This is a genomic window from Denitrificimonas caeni (assembly GCF_905120345.1).
GTDB classification, from domain to species: domain Bacteria; phylum Pseudomonadota; class Gammaproteobacteria; order Pseudomonadales; family Pseudomonadaceae; genus Denitrificimonas; species Denitrificimonas caeni_A.
Window position 1 is genome coordinate 326,535 of record NZ_CAJHOA010000003.1, and the last position, 15,601, is coordinate 342,135.

The 15,601-nt window shown below is 49.0% G+C and carries 14 protein-coding genes; 4 read left to right on the forward strand and 10 right to left on the reverse strand.

Annotation, left to right across the window (positions count from 1 at the left end; genetic code table 11):
- Positions 1 to 163 precede the first annotated feature (163 nt).
- Entirely contained in the window at positions 164 to 649 is a 486-nt protein-coding gene (locus tag JYJ62_RS07705) for a hypothetical protein (RefSeq protein ID WP_205341623.1), read from the reverse strand.
- Positions 650 to 1,051: 402 nt separating this feature from the next.
- Here JYJ62_RS07705 and JYJ62_RS07710 point away from each other — a divergent pair, with 402 nt between their 5' ends.
- From JYJ62_RS07710 to JYJ62_RS07720, 3 genes are all read left to right on the forward strand, one after another.
- Positions 1,052 to 1,237, forward strand: coding sequence for a hypothetical protein (locus tag JYJ62_RS07710; RefSeq protein WP_205341624.1), 186 nt, complete (start codon positions 1,052 to 1,054; stop codon positions 1,235 to 1,237).
- A gap of 141 nt (positions 1,238 to 1,378) precedes the next feature.
- Complete coding sequence (locus JYJ62_RS07715) at positions 1,379 to 2,074, forward strand: AzlC family ABC transporter permease (RefSeq protein ID WP_205341625.1); 696 nt, start codon at positions 1,379 to 1,381, stop codon at positions 2,072 to 2,074.
- Entirely contained in the window at positions 2,071 to 2,382 is a 312-nt protein-coding gene (locus JYJ62_RS07720; RefSeq protein WP_205341626.1) for an AzlD domain-containing protein, read from the forward strand. Before JYJ62_RS07715 ends, JYJ62_RS07720 begins: the two co-directional genes overlap by 4 nt.
- A 31-nt stretch (positions 2,383 to 2,413) precedes the next feature.
- Here JYJ62_RS07720 and JYJ62_RS07725 read toward each other — a convergent pair whose 3' ends face one another.
- From JYJ62_RS07725 to JYJ62_RS07745, 5 genes are all read right to left on the reverse strand, one after another.
- Complete coding sequence (locus tag JYJ62_RS07725) at positions 2,414 to 5,221, reverse strand: FAD-binding and (Fe-S)-binding domain-containing protein (RefSeq protein ID WP_205341627.1); 2,808 nt, start codon at positions 5,219 to 5,221, stop codon at positions 2,414 to 2,416.
- Positions 5,218 to 5,883, reverse strand: a complete 666-nt coding sequence (locus JYJ62_RS07730) for a LutC/YkgG family protein (protein ID WP_205341628.1) — start codon at positions 5,881 to 5,883, stop codon at positions 5,218 to 5,220. Before JYJ62_RS07730 ends, JYJ62_RS07725 begins: the two co-directional genes overlap by 4 nt.
- Entirely contained in the window at positions 5,880 to 7,328 is a 1,449-nt protein-coding gene (locus tag JYJ62_RS07735; protein ID WP_205341629.1) for a LutB/LldF family L-lactate oxidation iron-sulfur protein, read from the reverse strand. The genes JYJ62_RS07730 and JYJ62_RS07735 overlap by 4 nt, the downstream gene beginning before the upstream one ends.
- Positions 7,325 to 8,161 carry a (Fe-S)-binding protein gene (locus tag JYJ62_RS07740; protein ID WP_205341630.1) on the reverse strand — a complete coding sequence of 279 codons (837 nt, stop codon included), beginning with the start codon at positions 8,159 to 8,161 and terminating at the stop codon, positions 7,325 to 7,327. Before JYJ62_RS07740 ends, JYJ62_RS07735 begins: the two co-directional genes overlap by 4 nt.
- Before the next feature lie 88 nt (positions 8,162 to 8,249).
- Positions 8,250 to 9,941, reverse strand: a complete 1,692-nt coding sequence (locus JYJ62_RS07745) for an L-lactate permease (RefSeq protein ID WP_205341631.1) — start codon at positions 9,939 to 9,941, stop codon at positions 8,250 to 8,252.
- Between the two features lie 299 nt (positions 9,942 to 10,240).
- On the opposite strand from JYJ62_RS07745, the gene JYJ62_RS07750 reads away from it, so the two are divergent.
- The gene (locus JYJ62_RS07750) at positions 10,241 to 11,008 is read left to right on the forward strand and encodes an FCD domain-containing protein (protein ID WP_205341632.1); all 768 of its coding nucleotides are present in this window, start codon (positions 10,241 to 10,243) and stop codon (positions 11,006 to 11,008) included.
- Between the two features lie 36 nt (positions 11,009 to 11,044).
- Here JYJ62_RS07750 and JYJ62_RS07755 read toward each other — a convergent pair whose 3' ends face one another.
- The 4 genes from JYJ62_RS07755 to JYJ62_RS07770 form a co-directional block, all read right to left on the reverse strand.
- Complete coding sequence (locus JYJ62_RS07755) at positions 11,045 to 12,046, reverse strand: amidohydrolase family protein (RefSeq protein ID WP_420042823.1); 1,002 nt, start codon at positions 12,044 to 12,046, stop codon at positions 11,045 to 11,047.
- A 250-nt stretch (positions 12,047 to 12,296) separates the two neighbouring features.
- Entirely contained in the window at positions 12,297 to 12,950 is a 654-nt protein-coding gene (locus tag JYJ62_RS07760) for a peroxiredoxin (RefSeq protein WP_205341633.1), read from the reverse strand.
- A 228-nt stretch (positions 12,951 to 13,178) separates the two neighbouring features.
- Positions 13,179 to 14,030, reverse strand: coding sequence for a universal stress protein (locus JYJ62_RS07765; RefSeq protein WP_205341634.1), 852 nt, complete (start codon positions 14,028 to 14,030; stop codon positions 13,179 to 13,181).
- Between the two features lie 10 nt (positions 14,031 to 14,040).
- A complete protein-coding gene (locus JYJ62_RS07770; RefSeq protein WP_205341635.1) occupies positions 14,041 to 15,525 on the reverse strand; it encodes a SulP family inorganic anion transporter in 1,485 nt (494 codons plus the stop codon).
- Between the last annotated feature and the right edge of the window lie 76 nt (positions 15,526 to 15,601).

Genomic DNA, 15,601 nt, shown 5'->3' on the forward strand with positions numbered 1-15,601 from the left:
GACAAGTGACTGAAAATGTCCGCATCTAGATGCGGGCCTGCGCAGTTGCGGTTGTCATTAAATCTGGGTAACGATCTATCATTACTTTCCTAACAGAAAGGATAAAGCATTACTTATTGCATCAAAAAAGAGAAACTAAAGTAGTGTTTTACGTTCGTTTTTCTCATTCTGCTTTTGCATCTTCTTTTGTGTTGCTGCGGTTCGACTCGTCGGCAGTTGCCAGCGGGCGAACCCGGATTTTCCAAGAGTCCGTTGCCTTGACCTCAATATAGAAGCGGCCGCCCTCGTGCATCCTGATTTTGCCTTCACCTGGGCCTGAGCTATATGTATTCACCAATTCGCCGCTATCGGCATTGAAGACATACACCACAAAGATCACGCTGGCGCTGTGAAATTCAAGTTGGAAGCCTTCCTGACTTTCAAAAATGGGTGTGTTTTCGCGACCGTTGCCATGGAAATCAAAACTAAAATAGTGGTCAACTGCGTGGTCGTAACATGCCAGTCGCGCTTTGTCTTCAGTATGCAGGCGACAACCGTGCAACGCTGTAATACCTTCATCGCCGACTGCGCTCTCTGCTGCTGACGTTGCGTCGACGACTGTCAGCATCAGCAAGGCAGCAGTGAGGGCACAAACCAGTATTTTGCTCATAACCTTATCCCCAGTTGTTGTGCCTGTTGTTGTATTGTTGTCATTACAAAGCACCATCGATAGCAGGTAAATCCAACCATGGGGGGGATTCGCTGAGACCAAAGTTGCGTACCTGCTAGAGATTTCTGTCGAGAGCGTGCGTGCGCTGCAACTGGAAAGATTGAAGAATGATTCAATCCGTGTTTAATAACGTACAGCAGAGCATGCTTGTTCTTTTTGTGCTGTGCCAAGTTAGCAAAGGTTATACGAGGTATTCTCTTGAAAACGGCTAGGAACATAGTGTTCTTTTGGGGAACTGTTTTTGTATTTCTGTTTGGCTTTCCTATTGTCGGGATTCTCTGTGCACTGCAGTTATCCTCTTGGTTGGGCTGTGAGCTATCCGCTAGGGGCGCGTCTGTCTGCATGTTATGGGGATGGGATATAGGTGAGCGTCTGTATGTGTATGTCATTCCTATGATCGGCTCACTGCTTACGCCTATAGCTTTAGTCATGGGGTTTTGGGATGTTTTGCTGGCCTGGGCTGCTCTGGTGGTACTCTTGCATATGCTGTGGCGCAACAACGTTAAGAACGCTAACAGCACACTGTAGTGCGTGCTCGGTGCATGCGCTTTTGCTAGGCTATTGCGTAGCCGTATTTTTAACAGATGCTATCTACGCTTTCTGTATTTAGCTCTCAGCTGGTATTTTCCGCTAGACTAGCGGTTTAAATATCCTGCAGTTGTTACTTTTATGAGTGCTTTATCTTCGTCCAATGGCCAACGTTTTTGGCTGGGCGCTTTGCATATTATTCCGCTGTGCTTAGCCGTATTCCCTTGGGGCGTATTGACGGGATCCATGGCGGTGAGCCAGGGGTTTACGCCGCTACAAAGTATTGGCTTGTCGGTGTTTTTATTTGCTGGGGCTGCGCAGTTGGTCACCATCAGTATGGTGGCGGCGGGCAGTGGCTTTGTCGCCATTTGCTTAACCATTCTGGTGATTACCGCGCAGCATTTACTCTATGCGCTGATTTTGCGCGAGCATGTTTCAAGTCTGCCGTTAAAAAAGCGCCTGCCAGTCGCCTTTTTACTGACCGATGAGTTATTTGCCTTAAGTGTCGGCAAAAAATCCTACGACTTTGCTTATTTAATGGGCGCAGGTTTATGTTTTTATTTGGCGTGGATTGGCTTTACCCTGATCGGTGTCGTGCTAGCTGCTTCAGTGCCTAACCTTGCTGACTACCATCTAGACTTCTCGATTGTCGCCACTTTTATCGCTATTGTCGTGCCGATGATTAAACGTCTCAGCAGTTTAGTGGGTGTGGTGATTGCGCTGATGCTGTCGTTAGTGCTCAGCAGTTTAGCGGTACCCGGTGCGATCGTTATTGCCGGGCTACTGGGCATGCTCTGTGCCGTGGGCGTGGCGCGTTGGCGCGGTGAAGCGCTATGATTTGGTTACTGATTTTTACTCTCGCCGGTATTGTGTTTTTCAACCGTTACTTGCTGCTCGAACCGCGCTTGCCGATTCGTTTGCCGAACGTTGTTCGTCAAGCGCTGCAGTATTCTGCACCGTGTTTATTGACCGCGATTTGTGGGCCGATTTTGCTCGGCGATACGGGTTTAAGTGGTTTAGCCAGTAACCCTTATACCTATGCGGCGCTGTTCAGTATTGGCTGCGCGTTAGTGATTAAAAGCATGCTGCTCTCAGTCTTGGTCAGCTTAGCTGGGTTTTATACGCTGCTGTATTTGCTCAACTGAGTGGCGTCAACCGCCACCCAGTTCGTTCAGCTTACGGCTTAGCAGTGCTGACTTTATCGACTAAATACACTAGATGTTGATAGCTGAGATCGCTGTAGCTACTCAGACCTACTTCACAGGTGCGGCTGGTCGAGAAACCGGCACTGCAGCTGCCCACTTGTGTGGCTAAATCGCGTAAGGCATGCTCATTCAGGGCGGGCAGGGTGAAGCCTTTATCACCGGCAAAACCACAGCAATGAATCCCTTCTGGTACGACAACCTCTTTGGCGCACTGCTTGGCGACGGCTAAAAAATTATCGGCTTGATTCAGGTGTTGAGTGCTGCAGGTGATATGCACTGCGATCTTACTTTCCAGAGGCTTAAGTTCTAAGCGCGGCAGCACTTCTTCGCGCAGAAAACGCACTGAATCATAGATCTTTAAACGTGGATCGCTCAGGTCTTTGAGCAAGCGTAAGGTGCACGGACTGGTATCCGAATAAATCGGGTCTTGGCCATTACGGCTGGCGCGCAACAACATTAACGCTAAATCATTGAGTTTATCGGCGGCTTGTTGTGGATAGCCTTTGGAAGCAAAAGGTTGTCCGCAGCAGTTGCCCGCCATACCTTCAGGATAAATAACCTGAAAACCGGCTTTTTCTAGCAGCCGTTGGGTTTTCTCGCGCAGCGGTGTTTGCTCAGCATCTAGATGTGCAGGACCCATCACTTGCGAGACGCAGGAGGAAAAATAGACCACCCGCGGCTTTTTAGATGACGTGATGCTGCTGATCTCTGCGGAAAACTTGACCGCGTGTGGCGTGGCGGTTAAATACACCGGTACTTGGGCAAAGCGCTGGTGCAGTTGTAATGACCAACGATACATACGTGGCGCACCGAGTACTTTACGTGCCAATTCTGCAGCGGTCAGCGCCCAACGAGCGACACCGGCTGCTTGCGCAAACGAGCGCGCCAGGCGCCGTGCTGTATCAGGATGCTGAGCTTGATTAGCGCGTAGTTCGCGGACTAAATCACCGGTATTAATCCCAACTGGACAACGCTGCGCACATAAACCGGTGGCCGCGCAGGTGTCGATGCCGTGGTACTGATAGCGTTCTTCTAACTCGGAGGTATCAATGCCATGACGTTTTTTATCTTGGATATCCCGCCAAGCTACGATGCGCTGACGTGGCGATAAGGTTAAACCATGGGCAGGGCAGACCGGTTCGCAAAAACCACATTCAATGCACTTATCAATCAGCGGGTTGGCAACCGGCATCGGTTTAAGGTTTTTCAGGTGAATCTCTGGATCGTCGGAGAGCACCACATCTGGATTTAAAATGCCTTGCGGGTCGAGCAAACGCTTAATGCGCCACATCAGTTGATAGGCATCGCTGCCCCATTCCAGTTCAACAAAGGGTGCCATATTGCGCCCAGTGCCGTGCTCAGCTTTGAGTGAACCGCCAAACTCGACTGCTACCAGTTGACTGACCGCTTGCATAAAGGCGCGATAACGGGCGATTTCTGCAGGCTGATCAAAGCGCTGGGTAAAGACAAAGTGCAAATTACCTTCGAGAGCATGGCCGAATAGAATCGCTTCGTCATAATGATGCTCATCCAGCAGCGCCAGCAGACGATTAACCCCTGTCGCCAGATGTTCTAATGGAAAGGTGACATCTTCAATAATCACTGTGGTGCCATTTTCACGCACGGCACCGACCGCAGGGAAGGTGTCTTTGCGCATCCGCCAGAGCAGCTCATACACCGCAGGATCTTGGCTAAAGGCAATATGCTGCTCTTTCGGAAAGTGTTCGATGGCGCTGTTGATCTGCTGCAGTTGTTGCTCGAGCAGTGTGTTATCGGCAGCACACGACTCAATCAGCAGCGCGCAGGCTGAGCTACCCAGTTGCTCAATCCAGTCCGGCATACCGGCCATATGTTGCACACTGCGTAGGCTGCGTCGATCTAATAATTCAACTGCGGAAACAGCGTGTTGTTTGAGTACCACGACGGCTTGGCAGCAGGTTTCTACATCATGGAAAACGACTAAGGCGGTGGCTTTGTGTGGATAGTCGGGCACGGTGTCGTAGGTGACTGAACTGATAAAACCCAGCGTACCTTCGGAGCCAACCATTAAATGGGTGAGAATATCCAGTGGGTCGCTGAAATCAATTAAGGCATTTAGCGACAGGCCAGTGGTGTTTTTTAAGCGGTATTTGTGTTTGATCTTGGCTGCCAGCTCGCTGTTATCGCGCGTTTCTATGGCTAACTCGCCAAGCTGCTCTAATAGCTCAGCGTGACTGTGCCGAAAACGGCTGGCGCTGGCGAGGTCAGCACTGTCGAGCACTGTGCCATCCGCCAGTACTACACGCATATCGGCTAAGGTTTGATAGCTATTTTGCGCAGTACCGCAACACATGCCGCTGGAGTTGTTGGCGACAATACCACCAATTTTAGCTGCGTTAATCGAGGCCGGATCAGGGCCGATTTTACGTTGTAAATGCGCTAAAGCTTGATTGGCATGCGCACCAATCACCCCAGGTTGCAGGCGAATACGCTGGCCAGCATCGAGGATTTCTTTGTTATTCCAGCGATCACCTAAGACGATCAAGACTGAGTCGCTGATCGCTTGTCCGGATAAGCTGGTGCCAGCGGCGCGAAAAGTTACAGCTACTTGATGGATGCTGGCTTGTTGCAGGATAAACACCACTTCGGCTTCAGCTTCGACGCGGATTACCAGTTTCGGGATCAAGCGATAGAAGCTGGCATCAGTGCCAAACGTCAGGGTCGATAGCGGGTCAGAAAAACAGCGCTGCGCTGGAATCTGTTGCTCGATAGCACTGAGAAACGCTGCCGGTAAACTCATGCGTCCTCCACGATCAAGACGATTAAATCTTTCGGACCGTGTGCGCCATAAGCTAGGACTTGTTCAATATCCGCTGTTTTTGATGGGCCAGAAATGAGCAGTAAATTACTCGGCATCGGTTTTGGCCAATGCTGCTGAGCTTGATAGAGATTGTCATAAATCTGGCTGGCGTTCAGTAAAGCGATATGCAACGGCGGCACTAAACTCATTAAGCGCGGCTCATCTGGACTGGGCTGCACCACTAAGGTGCCGGTTGCGGCAATACCTGCCAAAGTGCCAGTAAAGCTGGCCGGAACATCATCAAACAGCTCGCGTTTCCACTCTTCAATTGGGCGGTCATAGGCCAACAATTGCAAAGGCTTTTGAGTGGCTTGGCTGTAAGCGCTGAATGCTTTTCCGTGCGCAGTTGCCGGCGCTATAAGCAGCTTGTTCACTTGACGCGCGGCTAATAAATCACTGAGCAACTCAGGCCATTCGCTGTTATTGGTCAGCAGCACTTCACTGTGTACGGCAGTCATCAATTCTTTGAGACGAGTGACACGCTCGGCGATGCTATAGCGCCAAGGCTCATCCACCAATGACGAGTCAAACGGATCAGCGATCGGTGTAGTACCGAGCAGACTGCTGCGTAAATCAGCTAAAATCTTATTTCGAGCACTCATGATTTTTTCTCCAAATGCTGTTTGGCTAATTCATGCAAGCTGCGCGTAGCAGGTTTGGGAGCGCTATGGTTTTGCGTCCATGGGCCGAGGTTTTTTGGCGTTAAGCCACCGAAACGTGTCGCCATAAAGGTGCCAGTTTTATACAGCCAAGGCAGGCTATTAAAATACTGCCAGCCTTTCCATAACAGCCGCTCTTTCGACGAATAACGACTACCTTGGCCGTCCATCACCTGACCGGGCTGCTGTGGTGGCTTAACATTTTCTTCGCGCAAGCGGCGTAATAATGCAGGAATTGGAATCTTCACCGGACAGACTTCACCACAAGCACCGCATAAGGATGAAGCAGAAGGATGATCGGGAGTGTTTTCTAAGCCGAGTAAGTGCGGTGAAATAATCTTGCCGATGGGGCCTGGGTAGACTGTGCCATAGGCTTGACCACCAATGCGGGTATACACCGGGCAGTGATTCATACAGGCGCCGCAACGGATACAATTGAGCGTTTGCCGCAGTTCGCTGTCAGCAAAGGCTTGGCTGCGGCCATTATCGAGCAAAACCAAATGCACTTCTTCCGGGCCATCCAGTTCACCGGGCTGGCGCGGGGCAGAAATCATATTCACATAAGTGGTAATGCCTTGACCCAGCGCCGAGCGGGTCAGTAACGACAGCAGCGGCACGGTGTCTTGTAAGTTGGCGACGACTTTTTCAATTCCGGTCACGGCAATATGCACCGGCGGTACTGTGGTCGACATTCGGCCATTACCTTCGTTTTCGACCAACAACAAAGTGCCAGTTTCGGCGACAGCAAAGTTCACTCCAGAGATACCAATGTCAGCATGAAAGAACTTTTCGCGCAAAATGCTGCGAGCTGACTGAATCAAGCTGTCGACATCATCAGTGTAGGGTATCGCTAAGCGGTGCTCGAATAATCGACCGACTTGCTCAGCATTTTTATGAATGGCCGGCATAATAATGTGCGTGGGTTTTTCATTATCCAGCTGAATAATGTACTCGCCCATATCCGACTCAAGCGCTTCAATACCGTGTTCAGTGAGGTACTCATTCATGGCCATTTCTTCACTGACCATGGACTTGCCTTTGATCACCTGTTTGGCATTACGCGCCTGGGCAATCTTTAACACAATTTCGTTGGCCTCGGCGGTAGTACTGGCCCAGTGCACTTGAATGCCTTGCTGGGTTAAATTGGCTTCCAACCGTTCCAGTAAATCCGGCAGTTGCGATAAAGCGCTGGCACGGACTTTATTACCCAGCTCACGTAGGTTTTCTCGTTCATCTTCGTCAGGCATCGAGATGATGCGCTTACTGATCAATGAGTCCATGGCGCTGCGCATATTGTGGCGCAATTGCTGATCTTTTAACGACAGACGTGCATTGGCTTTTAGGTTGCGCGAGGTGATATCGACGGCGTGGATGCGCTGACTGTTCATAGGCTCGGCTCCTGTTCAACGTGGGTACGCTGCCATAAAAAACTAGCGAGATGTTGGCCCAATAAAGGATTATTTTGTTTCTCAAAGGCGCCGTTGATATTCAACAAACAACCGCAATCAGCGCTGACCACTTGCTGCGCGCCACTGGCAAGTAAAGATTGGGTTTTATCGGCAACCATGGCCCCAGAAATATCAGGCATACGCACAGAGAAAGTACCACCAAAACCACAGCATTCGCTTTCGTGGTCATGTTCAACGCGTTCAACTTGGGCTAGCTGACCGAGCAAGGCACGCGCATGCAGATGGGTATTCATTTCGCGTCGTGCCGAGCAGGAGGTGTGCAGTGCGACTTGCAAGGGTGCGCCATGATCAGCGAGTTGGACTTTACAGACATGTAATAAAAACTCAGCCAGCTCATAGGTGCGTGCGGCGAGATTTTGCACCTGGGCCAGCATCTCCGGTTCGTCTTTAAATAAGTCAGGATAGTGCTCACGAAACATTCCGGCACAAGAACCTGAAGTGACCACGACCGGCCAATCGTTGGCAAAGAGTTTTAGCTGTGAGCGCGCGACTTCACGAGCCTGATCGGTATAGCCTGACGTGTAAGCCGGTTGCCCGCAGCAGCTTTGCCCTTGCGGGAAATCGACGGCGATGCCTTCGCGTTCTAACAAGTAAATCGCATCCATCCCCGCTTCAGGAAAAAACAGATCCACCACACAAGTGCCAAACAAATATACCTGTGCGGGTTTGTTAGCAGGGTAGGTGCGCGCTGGTTTGCGTGGTGGTGCAACCCGAGTTTCTTGAGGTGCGGCGTTATAAAATTGATTGCTCATAGTCAGCTCCGGCGGCGTGAATAGGGAAGCGCAAGCGGGTCAAACATGCACTCAGTGTACGCATGTCTGACTCGTTTCGAATATAGCGTTAAGGCATTAAAGGGTCACTGACCCCTAGGACATTCACGGCAAATAACACAATCAGTCCGGTGAAAAACACGTAGTACAAGGTCGGCCAAATGGTTTTTCTTAAAGTTGAGCCTTCTTGCCCGAGTAAACCTACAGTAGCAGAGGCGGCAACGACGTTATGAATGGCAATCATATTGCCGGCTGCGGCGCCAATTGCTTGACCGGCAACAATGATGGCGGTGGAAATACCGAGGTTCTCGGCCACGCCAAACTGGAACTGGCTAAACATCATATTGCTGATGGTGTTTGAGCCGGCAATAAAGGCACCAAGCGCACCGATACTGGGAGCGAGCAGTGGGTAAATGCCGCCGACGCTGTCGGCAATAAAGCGCGCCATAGTAATCGGCATACTCGGAATATCTGCGGCATTGATACCGGAGTTAATCAGAATGCGCACCATTGGCACGGTAAACAGCAAAACAAATCCCGCACCGATTAAAATGCGACTTGATTCGCTTAACGCAGAACGGAAACGCTGCCACTGCATTTTATGTAAAAAGTATGCGCTGCAGGCGACAAACACTAAGATGCCACCGGGCAAATACAGCGGCATAAAGTCAGCATTGATACCCGCTTCACCTAAGATATTAGGAAACTTAATCACTACGGCTTTCATCGCGCTACCCACGCTGGGGAAGACACGGCTGATGACTAATAATAAACCGACTAAAACATAGGGTAACCAAGCTAACCAGCTACTCATCGGCTTGCTGGTCACGTTGTCCAGTTTCATTTCAATCGAACCCAACCACTCGCTCGGCCATTCTTTGGCTGGGGCAAAGTCCCACGTGGTTTTTGGCGTGAGGAAGTTAAAGCGTGCGGCGCTGGTAACAATCGCTAAACCGATTAAACCGCCTAACAATGATGGGAACTCTGGGCCTAATAAAATTCCGGTTGCGGCATAAGGAATAGTGAACGCTAAACCAGCAAATATTGCGAATGGGATAATTTCTATAGCGGCTTTCCAGCTTTTCTCTTTACCAAAAAAGCGCGTCAGCATTAACACCATAATCAATGGGATGATAGTGCCCACTATCGCGTGAATAATAGCGACTTGATTGGTAATCAGTTGGAGAAAACTGGCCCAGTCTGAGCCATTAGCTAAGAGTTGCGTACCAACGGCTTCGCTGTCTAAACCACTGGTAATACCAATGATGATCGGTGTGCCGACCGCGCCGAAGGATACCGGGGTACTTTGCACGAGCATGCCCAACATCACCGCCGCCATCGCTGGAAAACCGATAGCCACCAAGAGTGGTGCGACAATCGCGGCTGGCGTACCAAAACCTGATGCCCCTTCAATAAAGCAGCCAAATAGCCAAGCAATAATAATGGCTTGCACGCGGCGGTCGGGGCTGATGGTCATAAAACCCGTACGAATCGACTGGATCGCACCAGAATGTTTTAGAGTGTTAAGCAGAAGAATAGCACCAAAGATAATCCACAAGACTCCAGCGGTAATCACCAGTCCTTGCAGGGTTGAGGCTAACACGCGATTAAAACTCATCTGCCAAAAGGACAGCGCAATGGCTGCCGTCATGGCGAATACCAACGGCATCGCATGCTTAGCAGGCCAACGTAAACCAATCAGCAAGATGGCGGCGAGTAAAATCGGTGAAAAGGCTAATAGAGCCAGTAAACTAGACGGCATCGTGCAACTCCAATAGCTGCTCTATGCAACTGGCAGGATAAAAGGCAAAGGTAGACATATTTGACATGGTTGAGGCCCTTCGATGTTGTTGTTTTTATACAATTGGTAAGACCAGTTGACAGTCTGGTGTTTTTAGTTAAATACGCTAGGCGTTATCTGTCAAATAATTTGTTTGCTACTTTAGTCGAGAGTGACTGTTTGCGAGGGTTCTGCAAGCGCGTTATACGCTGCTGAAAAAAAGGCTTTGTGTTAGCCTAGAACATCTTAATCGGCTGTTTTAGTAAGGTAAGAAGAGCGCCATGAGCTTTGCACATATACAGCAGCGCCGTTTGTCGGATGACATTGTTGAGCAGTTGGAAACGATGATTTTGGAAGGCACCTTGCAAGCCGGCGAGCGCTTGCCGGCCGAACGTAAACTGGCGGAGCAATTTGGTGTCTCGCGTCCGTCGTTACGTGAGGCAGTGCAAAAATTAGCGGCTAAAGGTTTAGTGATCAGTCGCCAAGGGGGTGGCAATTACGTCAGTCAAGACGTGGGCACCACCTTTAGTGATCCATTGCTAGCTTTGCTGGCTAAAAAGCCTGATGCGCAAAAAGATTTACTCGAGTTTCGCCACACGCTGGAAGGTGCTTGTGCTTATTATGCCGCGCTGCGCGCCACGCCAGCCGATCATGAGCGTTTAGACATAGCTTTTGCTCAGCTCGAAGCCTGTTATGCCAGTACCGATAGTGCATGCCGTGCCGAAGAAGGTTTGGCTGATGCGCGTTTTCACTTAGCGATTGCTGAAGCCAGTCACAATGTGGTGTTGCTGCACACGATTCGCGGCTTGTTTGATTTGTTACGCGGCCATGTGGTGACCAATATTGGCGGCATGTACACGCAACGCAGTGAAACCCGCGATATGCTCATTGAACAACACCGCGCACTCTATCAAGCCATCAAGTCTGGACAAGCGGAGCAGGCGCGGCATGTATCCAATCAACATATTGAGTATGTCTGCGAGGTCTTGGCTGAGGTTGATGAGGAACAGTTGCGCTTACAGCGCTCAGAGCGTCGCAAGCGCATTTAAGCGCTGGCTGACGCACTGCTGTGACAGTTTTGCTGCTTAAAGTTTAGAACTCTGGCGCGGTAAAAGTTTAAGAAAATTATCTTCCGCGATCGCCTGTGCTACTTCTGCAGGCAGCGCTTCTAACACCGGTTCAAAACCTTGCATGGTCTCGCCCAAATTATCAAAGCGACCGACCACATCACTGCCCAGCACAAAACGATCTGGGTAGTCTTTAAATAGTTTTAACCACTTAGGATTAGGTTTACCTTGCTCATCGATTAAATAGGGTTCAATCAGCGTCCACGATAAATCAATATAGAGATTGTCGTGTTCTTTGAGTAAGCGCTGGATCAGTGGCAGTAAAAAATCTAACTCTTCTTGGTGACGATGCAACTCCATACTGGTACCGGCATGTGCCCAGATAAAACGCGTTTTTGGATTTTTACTGAGCGCGTCTTCTAATTCCTCAAGGTATAGAGGGTTGCGCTCGCGCTTCGAGGTGATATTGCTGTGCAGTAAAATCGGTAAATCAAACTCCGCTGCGACGCGATAGACTTTCATCATCGCTTCGTTATTGGCGCGTGGCGTATTGCCGTGCATCAATGCAGTTACGTCATCATGACGGGTAAAAACCTCGCCTATGCCTTGCCAAAATCCAGGGTTCATTTGTAGAGTACGGCGAATATGTGCCGCAGAGTTTTTATCGTTGGCATTAAAACCCGATAAAAAAGGGAAAAAACGCTTTTGCTGTTCAGGTTTTAGCTGTTGTATTGCGTGTAAGACATAGGAGTCAGTGGCGCTATACCAATACAGGGCAGCGTCATCGCCGGCGTAATAGCGGGGTTTTTTAGGCTCGTCTTCTTGCCATTTTTTAGCCACAGGAATACCCATAATGGCCGCGTGACTGATGTTGCCTTGATCCATTGCCTCGAGTAAAGCTTGCATGCCTTCAGACTCTTGAAAGAAGTCGACATAGTGTAAATGCCCGTCAATATAGCTGCGCGCATGCGCCAATGGATTGATTAGCAGCAATAAAGCAGTAAGAAAGACTCTCAGCACAATAGATAACCTTTTAATAACAACTGTAAAGATCAGACGTGGGGATTGGCGCAGAGTTCGTTTAACTGAGAGAAGTAAATAGAAGACGATGCATCTCAAGTGGGAGCACCGTCGATAACATCTGTTCTAATGGGTATAGTTCACGGCCTTATAGAGCAAAAACTCCAGCACCGTTATCGATGCTGGAGTTTAGCGCCACGCAGCATAACTTCTAAGAAGTCACACTGGATTGCCCCTCAGGGCCAGCGTTTTACAACTGCTTGGTGCAGTAGTAGAAATCAACGCACTCGTACTCACCTGACTTAACACGTTCGTCAGCACCGGCAGCAGTCGCTGAAGGTGGAACAATCACGCGATCACCAGGTTTCCAGCCTTCTGGCGTCGCAACGCCGTGTTCGTCGCTGGTTTGCAGTGCATCCAGTAAACGTAAAAACTCATCAATTAAACGGCCGTTGCTCATTGGGTAGTACACCATCGCGCGCAAAATACCATTAGGGTCAATGATAAAGGTGGCACGCACCGCTGAGGTGTCTGCCGCACCCGGGTGGATCATGCCGTAGGCGCGGGCCACATCCATTTTCAGGTCAGCAATAATTGGGAATGGAATCTCCACACCAAATTTTTCTTTAATATTACGCATCCAAGCAATGTGCGAGTGATGGCTATCAATAGATAAACCTAATAGCTCACAGTTACGAGCGTTGAACTCAGGCGCCTTTTTAGAGAAGGCAATAAATTCAGTGGTACACACTGGGGTAAAGTCAGCGGGGTGTGAGAACAGCACCAACCACTTGCCTTTATAGTCATCTAAGCATTTTTCACCATCTGTAGTCGGTGCTTTAAACTCTGGTGCGCGTTCGTTTAAACGTGGTAAACCGTAAGCAGCAGTATCAGTCGCTTGCATGATGTCTCTCCTGGGGTGTTTGCTTAACTTAGATACAATTTAACATTATTTTAAATATAATAAATTATTATATATTAATTGGCGTTATAGCTTTTTGCTATTGATTAGAATGCGCTTGAGTTTCGGCTAGGCGGGGCTAAGAGGCTGAAGTATTTGAGCTGCTGAACTCTATCTATGCATAGAGTTCAGCAATGTAGCGCTAGGTGTGAAGTGGGCAGAACGCAATTATTACTTGACGACTAAAATAGGAATATTGCAGTTTTCTAACATTTTTAGTGTGTTACTGCCGATAAAGAACTGGCGTAAGCGTGATCCAGAAAATGCGCCCATCACCAACATATCAATGGCCTGAGTCTGCTGATAGTCGAGTAGTTGCTTAGCAATATCGCCTTCTAAATAGCGAGTTGTCACGGTAAAGCCATCAGTTGTTAAGCGCTCAGCGGCCTGTGCAAACTTTTCTTCTAAATCAGGTTGTTTGTTTTTGATCGTTACCAAATGACAGTGTAAACCGCGTAATAAATCACTGGCCAAAATACGCTGCAGAGCGAGGTCGGTTGTTTCACGGCCGTCGTAAGCCAGCATAAAACTTTGCGGCTGGATAAAATCATGCGGCGTAATTAGCACGGGCGTATTAATTTGACGGAGCAAACTTTCAACTTGTGTGCCTAAAACAATCGTTTTTTTATCTGTGTGTGTGCCTGAGTGCCCAATGATAACTAAGCGTGCCGTGCTTTCTAGCGTTAACAGATTGTCAATAAACTCACCGTGACGCTGGACGGTTTCTACTGGGCTGCAGCCTGCTTCTTGTGCTTTGCGTTCAGCCGTTGCTAATAATTCTTTGCCGAGCTGTAAAGCCACTTTGGCGCGCAGTTGATCTAAGGTAGCTATTTCGCTGAGCAGTTTGGAGCGCGCACCTAGGCCAATAGCGCCGGAGAGATCATTGCTGTCAGGTATCTGCTGTTTTTCAATACTGTGTAAAAAAAGCAGCGGGCTATTAATCTTTCCCGCCACCCAAATGGCAGCATCTTGCACGCTGGTCGACCAAGTTGATTCATCAATGCAGGCTAGAATTTTTTGCATAACGCAGTCCTTAATGGTCACTCATTAGTTTTTCAATCGTTCGGCTTGAGTTGTGCGTGCCAAACGTATCAATCACTGTTTTGCTGGCTTCATTGCTGCCAATGATGCTGACGTCTGCGCCAAGACGTTGGTATTTAATGACGATTTGATCCAGCGCAGCCACTGCGCTGATATCCCAAAAGTGTGCATGGGTTAAATCAATGATGACTTTATCTGTTGCGTAGGAAAAATCAAATGCGGCAAAGAGCTTTTCTGCTGAAGCGAAAAATACTTGGCCGATGACTTGATAGTGTAATTCAGAGCCTGTTTGCTCTTGTTTGACGATCATCAAACGACCAATTTTATTGACGAAAAATAGCGCCGACAACAGCACGCCAGCCAATACACCCAGCGCTAGATTATGGGTGCTCAGCACTACAGCCACGGTACTCAGCATGACAATATTGCTAGAGATTGGATGCTTTTTAAAGTCTTTTACAGAGCTCCAAGAGAAGGAACCGATCGACACCATAATCATCACGGCAACCAAAGCAGCCATCGGGATCTGTTTAATCCAGTCGCTGAGAAAAACCACCATAATCAATAAGAAAAAGCCGGCACAAAAAGTTGATAAACGGCCACGACCGCCCGATTTAATATTAATCACCGACTGACCAATCATCGCGCAACCGGCCATACCGCCGAGCAAGCCTGCACCAATATTGGCGATACCTTGGCCTTTACACTCTTGGTTACGGTTGCTTTTGGTGTCGGTTAATTCATCAAGAATATTGGCGGTCATCAGTGATTCTAGTAAACCAACAATGGCGAGGCCGACAGCATAGGGCAGGATGATGGCGAGTGTTTCTAGAGTCAACGGCACGTCTGGCCATAGAAAGATGGGTAATGTATCGGGTAATTTACCCATGTCACCGACGGTGCGGACATCTAAGCCTAAGTAGATCGCCGCAGCGGTCAAAGCAACAATGCATATCAGTGTGGAGGGTATGCTTTTGCCGACTTTAGGGATCAGTGGAAAGAGATAAATAATCCCTAAACCCGCCGCTGTTACCGCATAGACATGCCAAGTGACATCGGTCAGCTGCGGCAGTTGTGCGATAAAGATCAGAATCGCCAGAGCATTGACAAAGCCTGTGACCACTGACTTGGAGACAAAACGCATCAGGTTGCCGAGCTTTAAATAACCGATCACGATTTGCAGCACACCGGTTAACAGGGTGGCCGCTAATAAGTACTCGAGGCCATGCTGCTTCACTAGAGTCACCATTAACAGCGCCATCGCACCGGTCGCGGCTGAGATCATACCGGGTCTGCCGCCAACAAAAGCAATAATGACGGCAATACAGAAAGACGCATACAGGCCAACTTTAGGATCGACACCGGCAATAATGGAAAAGGCGATGGCTTCAGGAATCAAAGCGAGGGCGACAACTAGACCTGACAAGAGATCGCCACGGATATTAAAAAACCATTCATTGCGCATATTTTTAAACATAATTTATCCATGCCGCTGACGGCGTACTGCAGTCAGGCTTAACGAGCACTGAAACCTATCAGTCTAAGTTTTAGTA

What these genes read in the sequence shown, in the direction of transcription:
- JYJ62_RS07705 (WP_205341623.1), bottom strand. Translation starts at nt 649, where the DNA reads ATGAGCAAAATACTGGTTTGTGCCCTCACTGCTGCCTTGCTGATGCTG.
- JYJ62_RS07710 (WP_205341624.1), top strand. Translation starts at nt 1,052, where the DNA reads ATGTTATGGGGATGGGATATAGGTGAGCGTCTGTATGTGTATGTCATT.
- JYJ62_RS07715 (WP_205341625.1), top strand. Translation starts at nt 1,379, where the DNA reads ATGAGTGCTTTATCTTCGTCCAATGGCCAACGTTTTTGGCTGGGCGCT.
- JYJ62_RS07720 (WP_205341626.1), top strand. Translation starts at nt 2,071, where the DNA reads ATGATTTGGTTACTGATTTTTACTCTCGCCGGTATTGTGTTTTTCAAC.
- JYJ62_RS07725 (WP_205341627.1), bottom strand. Translation starts at nt 5,221, where the DNA reads ATGAGTTTACCGGCAGCGTTTCTCAGTGCTATCGAGCAACAGATTCCA.
- JYJ62_RS07730 (WP_205341628.1), bottom strand. Translation starts at nt 5,883, where the DNA reads ATGAGTGCTCGAAATAAGATTTTAGCTGATTTACGCAGCAGTCTGCTC.
- JYJ62_RS07735 (WP_205341629.1), bottom strand. Translation starts at nt 7,328, where the DNA reads ATGAACAGTCAGCGCATCCACGCCGTCGATATCACCTCGCGCAACCTA.
- JYJ62_RS07740 (WP_205341630.1), bottom strand. Translation starts at nt 8,161, where the DNA reads ATGAGCAATCAATTTTATAACGCCGCACCTCAAGAAACTCGGGTTGCA.
- JYJ62_RS07745 (WP_205341631.1), bottom strand. Translation starts at nt 9,941, where the DNA reads ATGCCGTCTAGTTTACTGGCTCTATTAGCCTTTTCACCGATTTTACTC.
- JYJ62_RS07750 (WP_205341632.1), top strand. Translation starts at nt 10,241, where the DNA reads ATGAGCTTTGCACATATACAGCAGCGCCGTTTGTCGGATGACATTGTT.
- JYJ62_RS07760 (WP_205341633.1), bottom strand. Translation starts at nt 12,950, where the DNA reads ATGCAAGCGACTGATACTGCTGCTTACGGTTTACCACGTTTAAACGAA.
- JYJ62_RS07765 (WP_205341634.1), bottom strand. Translation starts at nt 14,030, where the DNA reads ATGCAAAAAATTCTAGCCTGCATTGATGAATCAACTTGGTCGACCAGC.
- JYJ62_RS07770 (WP_205341635.1), bottom strand. Translation starts at nt 15,525, where the DNA reads ATGTTTAAAAATATGCGCAATGAATGGTTTTTTAATATCCGTGGCGAT.